This is a genomic window from Ruegeria sp. AL7, from assembly GCF_056536105.1.
In genome coordinates this window covers 732,800-749,127 of record NZ_JBQFJF010000002.1, presented here as the reverse complement: position 1 = coordinate 749,127, position 16,328 = coordinate 732,800, and the positions used below count along the sequence as shown (strand labels likewise).

12 protein-coding genes and 4 pseudogenes are annotated in these 16,328 nt (G+C 55.1%); 9 read left to right on the top strand and 7 right to left on the bottom strand.

Going from position 1 to position 16,328, the window contains the following annotated elements:
- Positions 1-107: 107 nt before the first annotated feature.
- The 3 genes and pseudogenes from ACR3E2_RS20655 to ACR3E2_RS20645 form a co-directional block, all read right to left on the bottom strand.
- On the bottom strand, positions 108-344 hold the full coding sequence (locus ACR3E2_RS20655) for a DODA-type extradiol aromatic ring-opening family dioxygenase (RefSeq protein ID WP_480492909.1): 237 nt from the start codon (positions 342-344) through the stop codon (positions 108-110).
- Between the two features lie 51 nt (positions 345-395).
- Positions 396-1,900 (bottom strand): annotated as a pseudogene (gene hpaE / locus ACR3E2_RS20650) (5-carboxymethyl-2-hydroxymuconate semialdehyde dehydrogenase).
- 3 nt (positions 1,901-1,903) lie between these two features.
- Positions 1,904-2,302, bottom strand: coding sequence for a 5-carboxymethyl-2-hydroxymuconate Delta-isomerase (locus ACR3E2_RS20645; RefSeq protein WP_480492907.1), 399 nt, complete (start codon positions 2,300-2,302; stop codon positions 1,904-1,906).
- Between the two features lie 107 nt (positions 2,303-2,409).
- On the opposite strand from ACR3E2_RS20645, the gene hpaR reads away from it, so the two are divergent.
- Entirely contained in the window at positions 2,410-2,850 is a 441-nt protein-coding gene (gene hpaR, locus ACR3E2_RS20640; RefSeq protein ID WP_480492848.1) for a homoprotocatechuate degradation operon regulator HpaR, read from the top strand.
- A 33-nt stretch (positions 2,851-2,883) separates the two neighbouring features.
- Here the strand turns inward: hpaR and ACR3E2_RS20635 are convergent, their stop codons facing one another.
- From ACR3E2_RS20635 to ACR3E2_RS20625, 3 genes are read right to left on the bottom strand one after another with little or no spacing between them, the layout of a single operon-like run.
- Entirely contained in the window at positions 2,884-4,233 is a 1,350-nt protein-coding gene (locus ACR3E2_RS20635) for an aminotransferase class III-fold pyridoxal phosphate-dependent enzyme (RefSeq protein WP_480492905.1), read from the bottom strand.
- Between the two features lies 1 nt (position 4,234).
- The gene (locus ACR3E2_RS20630) at positions 4,235-4,630 is read right to left on the bottom strand and encodes an IclR family transcriptional regulator domain-containing protein (protein ID WP_480492903.1); all 396 of its coding nucleotides are present in this window, start codon (positions 4,628-4,630) and stop codon (positions 4,235-4,237) included.
- Positions 4,549-5,046: an IclR family transcriptional regulator gene (locus tag ACR3E2_RS20625; protein ID WP_480492901.1), complete on the bottom strand. Its 498-nt coding sequence runs from the start codon at positions 5,044-5,046 to the stop codon at positions 4,549-4,551. Before ACR3E2_RS20625 ends, ACR3E2_RS20630 begins: the two co-directional genes overlap by 82 nt.
- A gap of 106 nt (positions 5,047-5,152) precedes the next feature.
- Between ACR3E2_RS20625 and ACR3E2_RS20620 the strand changes: the two genes are divergently transcribed.
- From ACR3E2_RS20620 to ACR3E2_RS20595, 6 genes and pseudogenes are all read left to right on the top strand, one after another.
- On the top strand, positions 5,153-6,082 hold the full coding sequence (locus ACR3E2_RS20620) for a tripartite tricarboxylate transporter substrate binding protein (RefSeq protein WP_480484909.1): 930 nt from the start codon (positions 5,153-5,155) through the stop codon (positions 6,080-6,082).
- Positions 6,083-6,144: 62 nt separating this feature from the next.
- Positions 6,145-6,681: a tripartite tricarboxylate transporter TctB family protein gene (locus ACR3E2_RS20615; RefSeq protein WP_480484908.1), complete on the top strand. Its 537-nt coding sequence runs from the start codon at positions 6,145-6,147 to the stop codon at positions 6,679-6,681.
- 10 nt (positions 6,682-6,691) lie between these two features.
- A pseudogene (locus tag ACR3E2_RS20610) lies at positions 6,692-8,218 on the top strand (tripartite tricarboxylate transporter permease).
- Between the two features lie 8 nt (positions 8,219-8,226).
- Positions 8,227-9,632: pseudogene (locus ACR3E2_RS20605) on the top strand (aldehyde dehydrogenase family protein); the annotation flags it as partial.
- Between the two features lie 207 nt (positions 9,633-9,839).
- Positions 9,840-10,973, top strand: coding sequence for a Tm-1-like ATP-binding domain-containing protein (locus tag ACR3E2_RS20600; RefSeq protein WP_480492898.1), 1,134 nt, complete (start codon positions 9,840-9,842; stop codon positions 10,971-10,973).
- Positions 10,974-11,388: 415 nt separating this feature from the next.
- Positions 11,389-11,565 carry a hypothetical protein gene (locus ACR3E2_RS20595; RefSeq protein ID WP_480492834.1) on the top strand — a complete coding sequence of 59 codons (177 nt, stop codon included), beginning with the start codon at positions 11,389-11,391 and terminating at the stop codon, positions 11,563-11,565.
- A gap of 225 nt (positions 11,566-11,790) precedes the next feature.
- Here ACR3E2_RS20595 and ACR3E2_RS20590 read toward each other — a convergent pair whose 3' ends face one another.
- On the bottom strand, positions 11,791-12,552 hold the full coding sequence (locus ACR3E2_RS20590; RefSeq protein ID WP_480484904.1) for a helix-turn-helix transcriptional regulator: 762 nt from the start codon (positions 12,550-12,552) through the stop codon (positions 11,791-11,793).
- 128 nt (positions 12,553-12,680) lie between these two features.
- Between ACR3E2_RS20590 and ACR3E2_RS20585 the strand changes: the two are divergent.
- Positions 12,681-14,656 (top strand): annotated as a pseudogene (locus ACR3E2_RS20585) (CocE/NonD family hydrolase).
- Positions 14,657-14,677: 21 nt separating this feature from the next.
- Positions 14,678-16,243 (top strand): ABC transporter substrate-binding protein, encoded by a 1,566-nt coding sequence (locus tag ACR3E2_RS20580; RefSeq protein WP_480484902.1) that lies wholly within the window; start codon positions 14,678-14,680, stop codon positions 16,241-16,243.
- The last annotated feature ends 85 nt before the right edge of the window (positions 16,244-16,328 follow it).

Sequence of the window (16,328 nt, the reverse complement as noted above, 5' to 3'; positions counted from 1 at the left end):
GATGGGCCAACGTATAAGCACCCTTTCGGTCGCAATCCGCGCAATCGCATCACCCAATTCGGGGTTGCCTCATATTTATAGGGCAGGTCCTGAATGAACTGCGGAATTCATTCGACGTGAATACCCTCAAAATGGTCGTTGGCGTTTATGTGAAAGCCCGCGTTCAACACCCAATGCGTATCACAGATGACAACCGTTGTTGCGCCCAGTTCCTTGGCGCGACGAGCAATCTCCCGGTGGCCATCAATAGCCGGTTGACGCTTGCCTTTGATCGGTCCTTCCTGCTCGGACATGAGCAGGGTAGGCACGTGAGTCATTTTGGCGGCAAGTACGATTTCTCCCATGGTCTCCTCCTGGAGTTAGAGTTTCTTCGCGCGTATTTCGAGTGCAGTCGGTTACAGTTTCCCCAGCTGCATGATGTTGTGGTTTCCGGTTGCGAAGCCGACGTGTTTTTGTTCCATGTAGAACTCGAAGCTCCAGTTGCCGCCGTCGCGGCCGATACCGGATGCTTTGACGCCGCCGAACGGGGTGGGCAGGTGGCGGACGTTTTCCGAGTTCACCCAGATCATCCCGGCTTCTAGCTTGTCGGTGAACCGCAAGGCGCGGGTCAGGTCATTGGTCCAGACATAGCCGGTCAGACCGTATGGTGTGTCGTTGGCAATCTGCAGCGCCTCGTCCTCGGTCGAGAACGGGATCGAGGTCAGAACCGGGCCGAATATCTCTTCGCGCGATACGCATCTGGTTATTGGCATCGGTAAACAAGGTTGGGCGAATGAAATACCCTGTGTCGCCCACCTTGACACCTCCGGCGGCGACAGTCGCACCGTCTTCTTTGGCGATGTCAAAATAGGAGGTCACCTTGTTATAATGCTCCTCGGTCACCAGTGGCCCGATCTCGGTCTCAGGATCCAGCGGATGGCCGACCTTGATGGTGTTGACCCGTTCGATCAGCTTTGCCTCGAACGCGTCCTTGATGGTGTCCTGCACCAGCAGGCGCGAGGATGACGTGCAGCGCTCGCCATTGATCGAGTAGATCATGAAGATCACCGCATCCAGCGCCCGGTCGAGATCGGCGTCGTCGAACACAACAACCGGGTTCTTGCCGCCCAGTTCCAGATGCATCCGCTTGAGCGTATCGGCACCTTGTTTGGTGATGATGCTGCCGGTGCAGCTTTCACCGACAAAGGCGATCGCCTTGATCAACGGATGCTCCGTCAACGCCTTACCCGCATCGGGGCCGAACCCGTTCACGGTGTTCAGCACACCCTTGGGCAGCCCGGCCTCTTCGGCGATCTCCACCAGCAGGCGAGCGGACAGCGGAGAATCTTCGGCCGGTTTGTGAACCACGGTGCACCCGGCAGCCAAAGCAGGTGCGATCTTCCATGTCGACAGCATGAACGGCGTGTTCCACGGCGTGATCACCCCCACCGGACCGATCGGTACGCGCGTGGTGATGTTCATCAGGGTCGGCGACTTAAGGTGCTGACCGTCCCGCGCCTGGACCACCTGATCCGCGAAATACCGGAAATTCTCGGCCCCGCAGCGCGGCCTTGGACATAAAGCGCAGGGTCTGGCCGGTGTCCCAGCATTCACACAGCGCAATTTCCTCGGCACGGGCCTCGATCGCATCGGCAACGTTCAGCAAGATGCGGCGCCGCTCGGTGGCAGGCATGTCGCGCCAATCGGCAAATGCGGCGTGGGCGGCATTAGCGGCAGCGTCGATATCATCGGCTGTGCCATGGGCGACATCGCAGATCACCGACCTGTCAACCGGGAGGTGGATTGAACACCCTGCGGAACCGTCGCGATCTTCGCCCGCGATCCGGTTCTTGATGCCGGTTTCCTTAAACCGGGCCAGAAAGCCCGCCAGCTTCTCGATATTCGTATCCAGTGCGCTCATGGATCAGGGCTCCTGGTTGGTCGCGCCCAAATGGTCCCGGATCGTGCCGGTCTTGGGCGAAAGGTCTGGGTCAATGTCACGCATCTCAAGCGAGAGCGCGATGGAATGTCCGGCGAAGGCGGGGGACAGATAGGCCTCAACCGCCTCAAAAATGCGCTGCGTGGCGTCCCGTTTGACATCCGCAGCCCGGCCAGCGCGCAGGCGGATCGAGATATCGATAAACCCATGCGCCGGATTGCCGTCCGCGATGGCATAGTGATCGACCCGCGTGGCCCGGACACGAATACCGGGCAGGGGAAATGTCTTGATCCCGGCAGCCGTGGCCCGGATGCATTCGCACAAGCCACTCATATCGACCCTGTCTTCCAGATTGCCGGAATACTCGACGTGAAAATGTGGCATGTGCTCCCCTCCAATGGTAAACATGTTTAGTAAATTGGAAACCTCGCTGTCAAGAACTTGCTTTGTTAATCTTTGCATCTTTTGACTCTGCGAATTAGAAGACTGTCATGAGTGAACAAAGCCACACCAAGAACACCTCGCGCGCCCTTCCGATTGCCTTGCTGCGCGCACGCGAAACCGTCATGGCCCCCATCCGGGACATGCTGCAGGGGATACAACTGACCGAGCAGAAATGGCGCATCCTGCGCGTGCTGGACGAGTTGGGTGAAGTGGAGCAAAGCTCGATTGCCAAAGAGGCCTGCCTGCTGTTGCCAAGCCTCACCCGCATCCTGCGCACGATGGAAGCCGAAGGCCAAATATCACGCCGCCAGGACAGCCACGACAAACGACGCACAATGGTGAAGATCACAAACGAAGGACGAAACATCCTCGCCGAAAACCTCGGAACCTCTCTCCAGATCTACCAAAGCATCGAAAAACAAATGGGACGAGAAAAACTCAATCAACTCCTCGACCTGCTCGAAGAACTACAAGCCGTCAAAGTCTGACCCCGCCTAGTAACGGCGAGGTCAGGGAAGATTTCAAAGGCTCGCCAAACCGGTATCCAGCGCCGACAGGATCTTGGACACATCGTCAGACGTGATGATCAGTGGTGGCGACAGAATAATGTTGTTACCCGACACCCGGACCATGACACCGTCATCATATGCTGCCTTCTGCACCTGCAACGGAAGATGCTTGGCAATCGGTGCTTTGGTGCTGCGATCCGAGACCAGCTCCAGCGCGCACATCAGGCCCTCACCGCCGCGCACGTCGCCGACCACGTCGTACTTGTCGGCCAGCCTTTTCAGACCGGAAAAGTTCATCCCCACGAGCGGCGGCGTTCTCCACACCCGCAGGCGGTTAATTTCCGCAAGTGCTGCCAAGGCTGCTGCCGCTCCGACCGGATGGCCGGAATAGGTGTAGCCCTGATCGACGGACGCTTTGCCAGTGGTGTCGCGTTCGAACACTTCGGCAACTTGACCGGAAATCATCGCAGCGCCGAATGGGAAATACCCGTTCGTAATAGCCTTGGCCGTTGTCATAATGTCCGGCTGCACACCCCAGTGCCGGGCTCCGCTTTCGCTGCCGGTGCGGCCAAAGGCTGTGATAATCTCATCCGAGATCAACAGAACGCCGTGTTTCGAGCAGACCTCGCGCACCAACGGCATGAAGCTCTCGTGCGGTGGAATTACACCACCAGCACCCAAAACAGGTTCCATGATGAACGCTGCAACAGTATTTGCACCCTGGAACGCAATCTCAGCTTCCAATGCTTTGACGCAAAGCTGTGCCAAACGCTCGGGATCGGTCTCGTCGAAGGGATTGCGATAAGTCCATGGTGCCGGGATGTGGAAACATCCAGGCATCATCGGTTCGTAGGCAGCACGGAACTTCTGATTGCCATTGACCGACGCTGCAGCGAAATGGGTCCCGTGGTACCCCTGTTTCAAGCTTATGAATTTGGTGCGCCCGTCCTCGCCGCGTACCTTGTGGTACTGTCGTGCCAATTTCAGTGCGATTTCAACCGAATCGGAGCCGCCCGAAGTAAAGAACGCGCGGGTCAATCCATCTGGCTCGAAGAACCGGGCCAGCTCGTATGACAATTCGATCGCCTTGTCGTTGCTGGTGCCACGGAAAGTTGAATAATAGGGCAAAGCGTTCAGCTGGTCGGCAATCGCCTGCTTCACTGGCTCGCAGGAATAACCCAGATTGACGTTCCACAACCCTCCCACGGCGTCGATGGCCTTGTGGCCGTCGACATCGACGATGCTAACCCCTTCGCCGCCGACCAAAATGGTTGGTAGGTTCTTTTGGCTGTCGGCAGGGTGCGCCATCGGGTGCCAAAAATAGCGGGCGTTGTTTTCCTTCAGGAAGTTGGAATCCTTCATTTCAAAATTCTCCGGGAATTTCGTCCGACCGAACACTCGGTCGAAACTCAGTTGGAAAGTTTGCAGGAGCCTGGCCACCAAAGATTGCCGTAAGCTCTTGCGAAACTTGTTTCAGGGTATTCAGTAGGGGCGGCTGCCGGTCGCCTGCGGTTCTGATTTCAGGAACCGCGAATGAAACCGTCCCAAGCGCCAGTTGATCAATTCCGAAAACCGGGGCTGCAAAGCCATGAACACCGGTTTCGAAACTTCCGTTACTATAGGACCAACCGGTTTCCTTTACTTCGACGAGACGTTCTTGAATGAGTTCAAGGTTCGTTAGCGTAGAGGCAGTAATACGGGGCAAGTCGCGATTTTGAGGCCTTCCAAAAGTGCAGGAGGGCCAAAACAAAGCATGCACAACCCTGAGGCTGTGGCGTTGAGCGGAAGGACTTCCGTGGGGTCTAGGCTAACTCGAACGCTGTGCTGAGTTGTCTCGACCACTAGCGCCGTTTGAAGAACATCATTTTCCAGAAGAGAAAGGTGCAGGCTTTCTCCTGCTTGTTGCATCGCGGCCTGCATTTTTAGGCGCGCTGCTTTGAGGCCGGGATTTGCAATCTCGCGTAACGCGGCAAGACGCAGTGCCGCCGGGCCAATCATAAAGGATTTTGTTCCCTGATTCTGCTCGATCAATCCGAACTCTTCCAGTTCACGCAGATGCCGAAGAACAGTCGCCTTATTGACACCAGATAGCCGAGCCATCTGGGTCAGCCCGATTTCGGGCCGTGCGTTGGAGAATAACTCCAACAATCTCAAAGCATTAAGAGCAGTTCCCATAAGTTACTCCTCCTCCTTAAGAGAATACTTGACACAATGTAATTAACAACGCAACAATAAACATGACTTATCGGTTCATTATTTGAACCATCAATGGGAGGAGTCTATGAAGAAAATTCTTACCGCTGCCGTAATGGCGGTCTCTGCATCAGCTGCTTTCGCTGAGTATCCAGAGAAACCTGTATCCTTCGTCGTTCCGTGGCCTCCGGGCGATCTGGAGGATGTATTGACACGTCTGATCGCAGATGAATTTCAGGAAATGTACGGCGTACCAGCAGCAGTCGTGAACAAGCCTGGCGGTGGTGGTGGTCCGTTCCCTGGTGCTGTCGAAGTCGCCACTGCTCCGGGTGATGGCTATACGGTCGGCTCTTTTGTAATAGGCGTGCCGGTGATTGGCCCCGAGATTGGCATTCCAGAGCTGAACCCCAACCCATTTGACCCAATTGGCATCTTCCTGACCTATCCGTTCGTGATAGCGTCCAGCAAAGACGCACCCTTCTCATCTTGGGAGGAGTTGGTGGAACATGGCAAAGATAACGATGTTGCACTGGGGCATTTCGGCTCTGTCCTGCCCCCCACCCAGGTGACATTCGCAGCTGCTGTCAGCAGCGGGTTTGATTTCGCCAGTGAAGCCGCATTTGATGCTCTGGACTGCAACACCCTGACTTCAGGCGACGTGGACGTGATCAACACGACACTTCAACTTATACTACCCTGCTTAGATCAGGTGAATGTTCTGGCCAGCATCGGCGGTGAGCGGATTCCCCTGGTCCCTGACACTCCGACTGTTGTCGAGCTAAATCCTGACCTGCCTTTGGCACTATGGAACGGTCTGTTCGTTCACAAAGACACCCCGGCAGAGGCGCGCGAGAAGATCTCGGCAGCCGCTCAAAAGGCTCTGAGCTCCGACAAAGCCAAGCAGCTTGCCGAGGAAACAGGTGCACTGATCTACTGGCAGGACCCGGACGCCTCCAACGCGCAGATTGAAAAAGACAAAGCCTCTTTCGCCAAAATCGAAGAGATTCTGGGCGAATAACTCAAGATTGGCCCGGCAGGATTCAAACTGCCGGGCCTATTTTAATCGGTGGGGAGGTAGAGATGATCGCGAAAACCTTACAGGACATGTTCAAACGATATCGCCGTCCTGGCGATGTAGTTTTTGCGTTCGTGTTCCTTGCGTTTGCTGTCTTTTTGTTAATGCAGCTGGACGAGCAGACACAAATCGTCAAGCGAACCAAGTGGTTTGCGCAACCCAGTCTTTGGCCAATGATAGCCCTCTGGGCCATGGTGATTTTCGGATTTCTGCACTGGCTCAGTTCAGCAATGTCACAGCGGCGTCACGGACGGTGGACCGAAGTGGCATTCTGGTTGAGGTCGTTTGAATATGTTTTCTACTTCCTCGTTTACGTAAAAGCTGTTCCCTTGCTTGGGTATCTTCCCGCGACGGTAATATTTGCCGTGTTTTTGGCAATTCGCACCGGGTTTCGCGATGCTAAGGGTATCGGTTGTGCCGCATTGTTCGGCGTTTGTGTCACGGTCATCTTCAGGGCTTTCTTGCAGGTGAAAATCCCGGCCGGCGCTCTCTATGAGTATTTACCCGACACGGTTCGCGCGTTTGCGCTGACGTATCTTTGAGGTTTCGCTGATGGATGCTCTATTATCAGGTTTTCGATACTTGCGCAGTGGCCGGTAATCGTTGCGCTTTGATCGGGTCAATCGGAGGCGTGATTATTGGCGCTCTGCCGGTGGGAGCGCCGGTGGCAATTGCCATTCTGTTACCCGCCACTTTCGCGTTTGAACCCATCGTTGGCCTGACCCTGCTGCTAGGCATCTATGGGTCCTCGATGTATGGCGGTGCAATCCCTGCCGTCCTGATCAATACACCGGGCACTGCAGTCAATGCCTTGACCACCTATGACGGCTATCCAATGACGAAGCGCGGCCAGGGTCATCGGGCGTTGTCACTGGCCTATTCGGCGTCATTTTTTGGAGGCATCTTTTCGATAATTTGCCTTATGCTCTTGTCTCCCGTCCTAGCACTCGTTGCCCCGCATTTTGGCAGCCGTGAGATTTTCCTAGCCGCGTTGCTTGGCATCATATTGGTAATTCTCGCTCATCGCGGCCAGATCTTTGCAGCGGGCATGCTGGCGGCATTTGGTCTGTTCTTGAACACTGTCGGGCTGGAGCCGGTCAAATACACCCGTCGTTTCACGTTCGAGCAAAGCTGGCTGGCTTCTGGGTAGACCTGATTGTTGTTGTGCTGGGGCTGTTCGCAATCAGTCAGGCATTGCTTCTGTTGCTGGAAAAAAACCATGCACCGGGTGAAGCACATGTTGGCGGAGGCATCTTTGCGGGATTAGTAGAGCTGCTTGGCCTCAAGCGTATTGCAACCGTGTCATCCAGCATCGGCGTGTTCATGGGCATGGTGCCGGGCACCGGCGAGTTCACCTCGCAATTCCTGTCATACACATACGCACAAAAAACCTCTAAAAATCCAGAAGCCTTTGGCGATGGTTCGCCCGAAGGGCTGGTGGCTTCTGAATCCGCAAACAATGCTGTTCCCGGAGCGGCGATGATCCCGCTGCTGGCGCTGGGTATTCCTGGCGAGGCACTGACGGCAATGATGTTGTCAGTCTTTTACGTGCACAATGTGATACCCGGGCCGCAGCTGTTCGAAAACCAGATGGATTTCGTCATGGCCCTCTATATGGCGTTGATCCTGCTGAACGTGATCGTTCTGGTGTTTTTGCTGTTCTCGACCAATTTGCTGCTCAAGATCATTCAGATTCCAACTCGTTTTCTGGGCATCATGATCCTGATCCTGGCGTTTGTCGGCGTATACAGCCTGCGCAACTCGATCACCGACTGTGCATTGGCCGCGGCATTTGGAGTGTTCGGTCTGATCCTCAAACGGCTGGACTTGCCGATCGTTCCGATCATCCTCGGCATGGTTTTGGGCGGCATTATGGAGGTCAAGCTCCGCAGCGCCATGGCTCGGGTTAATTCACCGCTGGATTTTGTTGATAGACCGATTGCCGCCATCTTGTTCGGTATGATTGTTCTGATCCTCATTCTGCACTTTCGGGCTCTGTACTTCGAGTTCAGAAATAAGCTGCGACCAGAACCAAACGCCGAACCCGTCGATGCAGATCACCCAAATCAACAAGGTTGAGAATATCCATGGATCAGTCCCTAATCGACGCGCTGCGAATGCAGCAAGTCGCCCCGCGCGGCCACTTCATTAACGGCAATTTCACTGACGGTGAAACGGGTGTGCAGGTTGAAGTGTTGTCCCCCATCGATGGCCAACCTCTGACTAGGATCGCCGATGGCAGCGTGGCGGACATTGAAGCTGCCGTCCTGGCCGCTCGGGTTGCTTTCGAGGACGGGCGATGGTCCGGAATGGCACCGTCAGGGCGCAAGAAAGTGTTGCTGAAGCTGGCGGATCTGATCGAAGAGCGTGCGCTGGAAATCTCTGTTCTGGGAGTGCGCGACAACGGCACCGAGATCAGCATGGCCTATAAAGCCGAGGCGCTTTCGGCGGCGGCGACATTTCGGTACTATGCCGAAGCAATCGACAAGATTTATGGCCAGATCGCGCCAACCAGTCACGATATTCTTGGCCTGGTACACCATGCTCCGGTCGGCGTGGTGGGTGCAATCGTACCGTGGAATTTTCCGCTGATGATCGGCAGCTGGAAAATTGCTCCGGCCCTTGCGGCAGGCAATTCCGTAGTATTGAAACCCGCAGAAAGCGCTTCGCTCAGCCTTTTGAAGATTGCTGAACTGGCTGCTGAAGCCGGGGTTCCGGATGGCGTGTTCAACGTCGTGACAGGGCGCGGCTCGGTTGTGGGCGAGGCACTGGCACTGTCGATGGATGTAGACATTATGGTGTTCACTGGGTCAGGTGCGACGGGTCGTCGGTTGCTGGAGTATTCAGCTCGTTCCAATCTGAAGCGCTGCTACCTTGAGTTGGGCGGTAAGTCAGCCAACATCGTCTTCAACGACGCCCCGGATCTGGCCGAGGCCGCCAAAGTGTCCGTAGCGGGAATCTTCCGCAACTCCGGTCAAGTCTGCGTTGCTGGCTCTCGCCTTCTTGTTCAGGAAGATATCTACCAGGATTTCGTGGCCGAAGTCTCGCGCCATGCTGAAAACTTTCGCGTCGGCGATCCGCTGGACCTGAACAGCCAGATTGGTGCCGTTCACAGCCTGCCGGAACTTGAGGCCAATCTGGATTTTGTTGCCAAAGCCGAGGCGGAAGGGGCAGAGCGGCGCACCGGTGGTAATCGCATCCTGATGGAGAGTGGCGGCTATTATATGTCTCCGACCGTAATGGCCGGGGTAAAGAGACGGACCACTTGTTTCAGAACGAAGTCTTTGGCCCCGTTCTGGCGGTGACCCCCTTCAAAAACGAAGAAGACGCGATCCGGTTGGCGAACGCCACCGTGTATGGCCTGGCTGGCGGTGTCTGGACATCTAACCTTGGCCGCGCCCACCGTATGGTGGCTGGTATCCGCACAGGCGTCGTGCATGTGAACACCTATGGCGGTGCTGATCTGACCGTACCGCTTGGAGGAGTGCGCCAGTCCGGCAATGGGCACGACAAGTCTTTGCACGCGCTTGAGAAATACTTCGACCTGAAAACGGCCTGGATCAAGCTCTGAATGGCGGCGGAACGAAGGAGGAGCTTATGACTATGAAAACGATCCTGCTGATCGGCACCTATGACACGAAAGAAGCCGAGATGCGTTTCATTGAAAACGCACCACGCACAGGGCGCTGATGTACTGACAATGGATGTCTCAGTGCTGGGTGATCCCAAGACGCCAACCGACATCTCCAAGCACGACGTCGCTTCTGCCGGTGGCATGACCATTGATGAAGTCATCGCACAGGGGGATGAAAATAAAGCTTTTCGGGTAATGTCCGCGGGTGCCGCAAAAGTGGTTGCCCAGGCCTATGCCGATGGCCGCTTTGACGGGATGCTGGCCACCGGCGGTACCATGGGCACCGATCTGGCACTGGACTGTGCACAAGCGCTGCCGATGGGTGTGCCAAAATACATTGTGTCTACGGTCAGCTTTTCTCCTCTGATCCCTCCGCATCGTCTGGCGCCGGATATTCAGATGATCCTGTGGGCCGGCGGGCTCTATGGTATGAATTCGATTTGCCAGTCTTCACTCAGCCAGGCAGCCGGGGCAGTTGTTGGCGCGACCAAGGCCGCTATTGCACCGGACCGCAGCAAGCCATTGATTGGAATGACCAGTCTTGGCTCGTCTTGTCTGCGCTACATGAAGACGTTGAAACCGGCGTTGGAGGAACGCGGTTTTGAGGTGGCGGTTTTCCACTCTACCGGCATGGGTGGCATGGCATTTGAAAAGCTGGCCGGCGAGGGCGCATTTGCCTGCGTGATGGATTTCTGCATGCAGGAATTCGGAAATTTTATGGCGGGCTCTGTCGTGTCCAGCGGCGAGGAGCGTGTAACCAGTGCAGGTCGCGTAGGCACACCGCAGATGATCGCGCCCGGAGCGTTGGACCTGTTGGATTTCGCGGGCTGGCAGGACATCCCCGACCAATATTCAGATCGTCCGTTTCACGTGCATAACCGACTGATCAAGAGTTCCGTCTTCAATGGGGATGAACGCCGCGCTTGGATCCGTGAACTGGCCAACCGAATGGAGGCCGCAACGGGACCTGTCCACTTTTTCCTGCCTGTTCAGGGGGTTGAAGCATGGGACAAAGAAGGCGAGGCGGCGCATGACCCTGATGCACTGGCAGATATGGTGGATGAGGTACGCATGGTTATACCGGGTCGTGTGCCGATGACAGAACTTGACGCTCATATCAACGACCACACGTTCAGCGAAGCGGTCCTCGTGCAATTTGATGCCTGGGTCGAGCAGGGTGTAATCAGCAAAAATCGCTGACCTTCGTCATTCCAACAAATGCATTTAACCTTCGGACGCCGTGGCGCCGCCTCGAGGGATACCTGCGAAAGTTGCATACCATTACAGGAAAAAGGTCAGCTTATTGCCGACAAGACAAAGCTGCTTGGACCCAATGTATTATCCCTCTAAGGCGACCCGGTCCATTTTGTTAGGGGTGAAGGAGTATCCTGCCAGGTATCGTGACACTGGGGAAACCAAAGACGAACGGCCATCCGGTGGGTGGTGTTGTTACACGAGCAGAATTCTTTGTTACTTTTCTTAAGTGCTATCGCTATTTCAATACGTTTAATAGCAACCCCGTTTTCTGTGCTGCAGCGATGGCGGTATTGGAAGAGATCAAAGACAGCAATTGCTGGAGAGCGCGAAAAATGTGGGATTGCATGCTCGCAAATGAATGGAAGCGCTGGCTCAGAAACGTGCCGTTATTGGAAACGCACGCGGATTCAGTCTGATCTTCGGTGCAGAAATTGCTTTAGACCGCGACGGCAAGGAACAAGGATATCGGCTTTCGCATATCTGGACGAGTAATACGAGAAAAGCGATCATTCTGATGAACACGTGTCCGGTTTGATTGGACCAGACAGTGACTATCGGAGCAAAAAGCTCGAGTTGATCGTGTCACTATGAACTGTTGGGTCACTATCTATGGGCTACGGTACAAAAAACGGTAACGTCCCTAGTACCTTTACACCCGCGCACCACCAAAAGGACACGCGTAAGCAGAATAGCAAAGCCAAATTGATATGCCGGGTGTGATCCAGAAAAAACAGAGCGTCACATACATCCTTCCGACACTTCACTCCTCGGTAAGGTGTTTCCTGACAGTTGGATCAATCTTGGTACTATGGGTTGAGTAGATACCACAGGCGGCAATGGCCTCACGCGCGGTTACCCGCTCGTGCAGGCGCTTCCAGATTGTTTTGGCGGCGTAGGGATGCGGGTAAGGGCGCCAAGCAACACCCATCGTCATTCCCCGCAGATACTTTAGTTGCTGGCGGTGCGCTGAATATAAGATGGTATTGGCAACGCTGCCTTCGCGCATCAACTCATGTTCGGTTATAAATATCCTGTTTCCCCGCATTGTCACCAAACCAACGTAACGGGAAATCTGGTGCATGCTTTTGTCTTGTGATGTGGCAATTTCGCGGGACCGGATTGTGAAAAGCCCATCAACTTCCTGAATACGGATTAACGAACAAAATATCTTCCCTTCCCAGGAAGGCGTGCAGAAAAACGAGTGATAGAAACCAACATAGCGCCTGAGGTTTTTGTGTTGGCCCCGAAAAGGATCCAGAAACGCGTCTGCGGGCGTTTTTCCGGATGGTGGTAAGACGTCCTTTAGCATTTGCTCAAAGTAAGCAGTTTCAGCGAACAGTTCGGCTTCTGTCAGGCCGAAATGGCGCGCGATCCGACGCATGTTGTGGGCCGAAGGCAGGCTGGAGCCATTCAGATACCGATTGAATTGCTGCCGGTTGACGCCAATATCCCGACAAATCTTTGAAATATTGCCGTGTTCTGCGCATAGCGACTTCAGGTTGGCAGAAAAATACTGGGACATGGAAAAACCCTTCGCTATTTGACGCTATTTCGCTGCAAATAGCATCACTTCGCATAAGATTGCACAATTTGTTTTTTCTGCAAATTGTTTTCTTCTTCGGCATCAGCTCGCAAAAAACAAGCTCTCGGATGCCAGTTAAAACCGTCGAAAACACATGGATCACACTCTCCGACGGGCGGAGGCTTGCTGCTCGACTCTGGTTACCGAAACCGGTCCAGCTCCGGCCATTCTGGAATACCTGCCTTACCGCAAACGCGACGGCACAGCGCCCAGGGATGAAACAACACATAAGGTATTTGCCGAGGCTGACTATGCCTGCGTTCGGGTCGATATAGCGGGTACGGGCGACAGCGAAGGGCAATTCGACGATGAATACTCGGAACAGGAACTGAGTGATGGTGAAGAAGTCATCGCATGGATCGCAGCGCAGGATTGGTGCGACGGTCACGTTGGGATGATCGGAATATCTTGGGGTGGGTTTAATGGTTTGCAACTGGCTTTCCGGCAACCGCCTGCGTTGAAGGCCGTCGTCAGCGTCGCCTCGACCGTGGATCGCTATGCAGATGACATCCATTTCATGGGTGGTTGCCTGCTGAGCGACAACATGAACTGGGGTAGTCAGATGTTCGCTTATCTGACCAGGCCCGCAGATCCGGCCTTACGCGCAGACTGGCGAGAGGATTGGCTGATGCGGCTGCAAAACGTTCCATTTTCAGCCGCCGATTGGCTGCGTCATCAGACACGGGACACATACTGGAAGCACGGCTCGGTTTGCGAAGACTGGTCTGCTATCCAAACCCCGGTTTTGGCCATAACCGGCTGGGCAGATGCGTATGTAAATGCCCCGCCTGCTTTGACAGCCAACCTGACATCGCCCACCAAGGCCGTCATCGGGCCATGGGAGCATCGATACGCGCATATCTCGAAAATTGATCCTGCGGATTTCCATTCCGAAGTCATCGGCTGGTTTGATCGCTGGTTGAAAGAACAGGAAAACGGCGCAGAAGATTTGCCTGCGTACCGGACATACATGCAGGAGCATTTCAACCCGACACCAAAAAACAGCCCTCGGCAAGGTCGCTGGATAGCTGAAGGTCGCTGGCCATCGCCGCACGTACATGAACAGATCTGGCATCTGGCACCGGGCGAATTTTCCCCTACCCCAGCCCAAGGTTCCGCAGCCATTTCGTCGCCCTGCCATTTGGGCATGCAAAGCGGGTATTTTTGTGCAGGTATGCGGATCGATAACGAGCTGCCCGACGACCAGGCAAGCGACGATGCATTGTCGCTGTGCTTTGACAGCGCGCCATTGCGTGCGCCGCTGGAATTGTTGGGGCGCGCAAGACTGAAGTTTCGGTTTTCAGTAGACAAGCCTGTCGCTCAGATTATTGCGCGCCTATGCGATGTATCACCCGAGGGTATTTCACAGCGCATCAGCTACCGGTCGTTGAACTTATGCCATTTCCGCGATCACGAGACACCTGAATTCTTACAACCCGGCGAGGAATATGAGGCCGAGGTTGCCCTAAACGAATGTGCGCATCGACTGCGTGAGGGTCATGTGTTGCGGCTGGCCCTGTCGACGTCCTACTGGCCAATCATCTGGCCATCGCCAAACCAGGCACAGGTGACATTGCATTTGCAGGACTGCGCCCTGCATTTGCCGGTGCGCGAAGTATCGCGTGAAATCCAAGCTTCCGAACCCGGTCCGGCGCCGAAGTTTCCGGTTCTTGCAGCCGATCAATTGCGGACACCTGCGTCGCATTCCGAACGTAAAGAAACAGAAGACGGCCGGATCGTGCTTGAGACGTTTGACGACTATGGTAAATCACGCGATCCCTATCACGGCCTGATTGTCGGCAGTGATGTGCGCATGCATTACGGCATTAACCCGGATGACCCGGCCACTGCCCGGTTTGAGACGGCCTGGAATTTCACATTCGAACGGGCGGAGTGGCAGGTCGCCATCTCGACCGAGTGCCGCATGAGTTGCGACACGCAGAATTTCTACCTCTACCGCAAACTTCGCGCCACCGAAGGTGCCGATGAAACCGAAGTCCTGACAAAGGAATGGTCGGAAACCATTCCACGCGGATTTCTCTGACTTAATCCTAGGGAGGATACTATGAAGATAGAATGGACAAAGGCCAATGTTGGTCGTCGCGGGTTCCTGAAAGGCGCAACCGCGCTTGGAGCGACCACGGCGCTTCCGATGGGGTGGGCAAATCGCGTATTTGCAGCAGACGACGGTGTTCTGCGGGTACGGGCCTACGGCGATGCACAGAATATGGATCCGGCCCACTCGGTTGGTGTCGTGGAAGAAGAGGTACATGCCTCGATCTACAACAAGCTGATCCAGTATAAGCCAGGCGAGGAATGGGGCTGGCAGCTCGACGCGGCAACGATGATCGAGCAGGTTGACCCCACCCATATCAAGTTTGCATTGCGTGACGATATCGGCTTCACCAACGGCTTTGGCGCCATGACCGCCGAGGACGTCAAGTTCAGCATGGAACGGATCGTGGATGACGCGACCGACAGCCCAAACAAACCCGACCTGGGACCGTTCAGCCATGTTGAAGTGACCGGTGAACGCGAAGGGACGATTGTGTTGAACAAACCCTTCGCACCGATTTGGTCAATTGCCCTGCCTTACATCACCGGAAACATTGTTTCGAAAGCAGCGGTCGAAGCAGCCGGTGGCCGGATCGGTGCTGATCCGGTGGCAGAGTCCGGCCCATATCTGCGGGACAGCTGGTCGCCCAAGGAAAAAACGGTTCTTAAGCGCAACCCCGACTGGAAGGGCGATGCTCCGACATGGGACACAATCGAGATCTATCCGATCGACGACGAAAACACCGCCGAGATCGCGTTTGAAGCGGGCGAACTGGACGTAACTCGCGTGTCGCTGGGTTCAGTCGAACGTTATCGCGCTGGTGTTCCCAATGGAGGATCGCTGGTTGAGAAACCCTCGCTTTACTATGTCTGGATGGGAATGAATGTTGAACATCCAAAGCTGCAAAATCAGAAGCTGCGACAGGCGATTCAACATGCCATAGATGTCCCCAGCATTCTGGAGGCTGCCTATTTTGGTGCAGCCGAACCGGCAACCGGGATCATTGCTCCGGGTTTGGCTGGGCATCGGCCGTCTTCGCTGGTGCCACCTGAGGCAAATTTCGAAAAAGCGGCGCAACTGCTTGCGGAATCGGGTGAAACCAACGTCACTCTGACCCTCGACACGCTAAACAAGACAACGTTCACGACAACTGCACAGATCATTCAGGCGACGCTGGCGCAAATCGGTATCACAGTTGAGGTGAATGTTCTGGAATCCGGTGCGTTCTGGGCGTCTGGCGACAACGAAAACCTGCAACTTGTTCTGAACCGCTATTCGATGACGCCGGACCCGTATTATGCGACGTCGTGGTTTACGCCCGAGCAAATTGGCAAGTGGAATTGGGAACGCTTTAACAGCGCAGAGTTCAACGAAATCCACGAAGCTGCGGCTGGGGAAACAGATATCGCAAAGCGGGCTGAAATGTACCAGCGTGCGCAGGACTTGATGGAAGAAAGCGGTGCCTATCGCTTCATCACACACGAGGCAACACCGGTCATTCACAGCGCAGGTGTCATTCCTGCATTGCGCCCGGATGGGCTGTCGCTGCTGCGTTACTTTGGCAAGTCGACCTGACCTCCCCAGGTCGACAGGGAGCGGCGGGCGCTGACACTCGCCGCTCCATAACCAACGCCATCCAGCCACAAGGAGCCAGTTGGCC

What these genes read in the sequence shown, in the direction of transcription:
- ACR3E2_RS20655 (WP_480492909.1), bottom strand. Translation starts at nt 344, where the DNA reads ATGGGAGAAATCGTACTTGCCGCCAAAATGACTCACGTGCCTACCCTG.
- ACR3E2_RS20645 (WP_480492907.1), bottom strand. Translation starts at nt 2,302, where the DNA reads ATGCCACATTTTCACGTCGAGTATTCCGGCAATCTGGAAGACAGGGTC.
- hpaR (WP_480492848.1), top strand. Translation starts at nt 2,410, where the DNA reads ATGAGTGAACAAAGCCACACCAAGAACACCTCGCGCGCCCTTCCGATT.
- ACR3E2_RS20635 (WP_480492905.1), bottom strand. Translation starts at nt 4,233, where the DNA reads ATGAAGGATTCCAACTTCCTGAAGGAAAACAACGCCCGCTATTTTTGG.
- ACR3E2_RS20625 (WP_480492901.1), bottom strand. Translation starts at nt 5,046, where the DNA reads ATGGGAACTGCTCTTAATGCTTTGAGATTGTTGGAGTTATTCTCCAAC.
- ACR3E2_RS20620 (WP_480484909.1), top strand. Translation starts at nt 5,153, where the DNA reads ATGAAGAAAATTCTTACCGCTGCCGTAATGGCGGTCTCTGCATCAGCT.
- ACR3E2_RS20615 (WP_480484908.1), top strand. Translation starts at nt 6,145, where the DNA reads ATGATCGCGAAAACCTTACAGGACATGTTCAAACGATATCGCCGTCCT.
- ACR3E2_RS20600 (WP_480492898.1), top strand. Translation starts at nt 9,840, where the DNA reads ATGGATGTCTCAGTGCTGGGTGATCCCAAGACGCCAACCGACATCTCC.
- ACR3E2_RS20595 (WP_480492834.1), top strand. Translation starts at nt 11,389, where the DNA reads ATGGAAGCGCTGGCTCAGAAACGTGCCGTTATTGGAAACGCACGCGGA.
- ACR3E2_RS20590 (WP_480484904.1), bottom strand. Translation starts at nt 12,552, where the DNA reads ATGTCCCAGTATTTTTCTGCCAACCTGAAGTCGCTATGCGCAGAACAC.
- ACR3E2_RS20580 (WP_480484902.1), top strand. Translation starts at nt 14,678, where the DNA reads ATGAAGATAGAATGGACAAAGGCCAATGTTGGTCGTCGCGGGTTCCTG.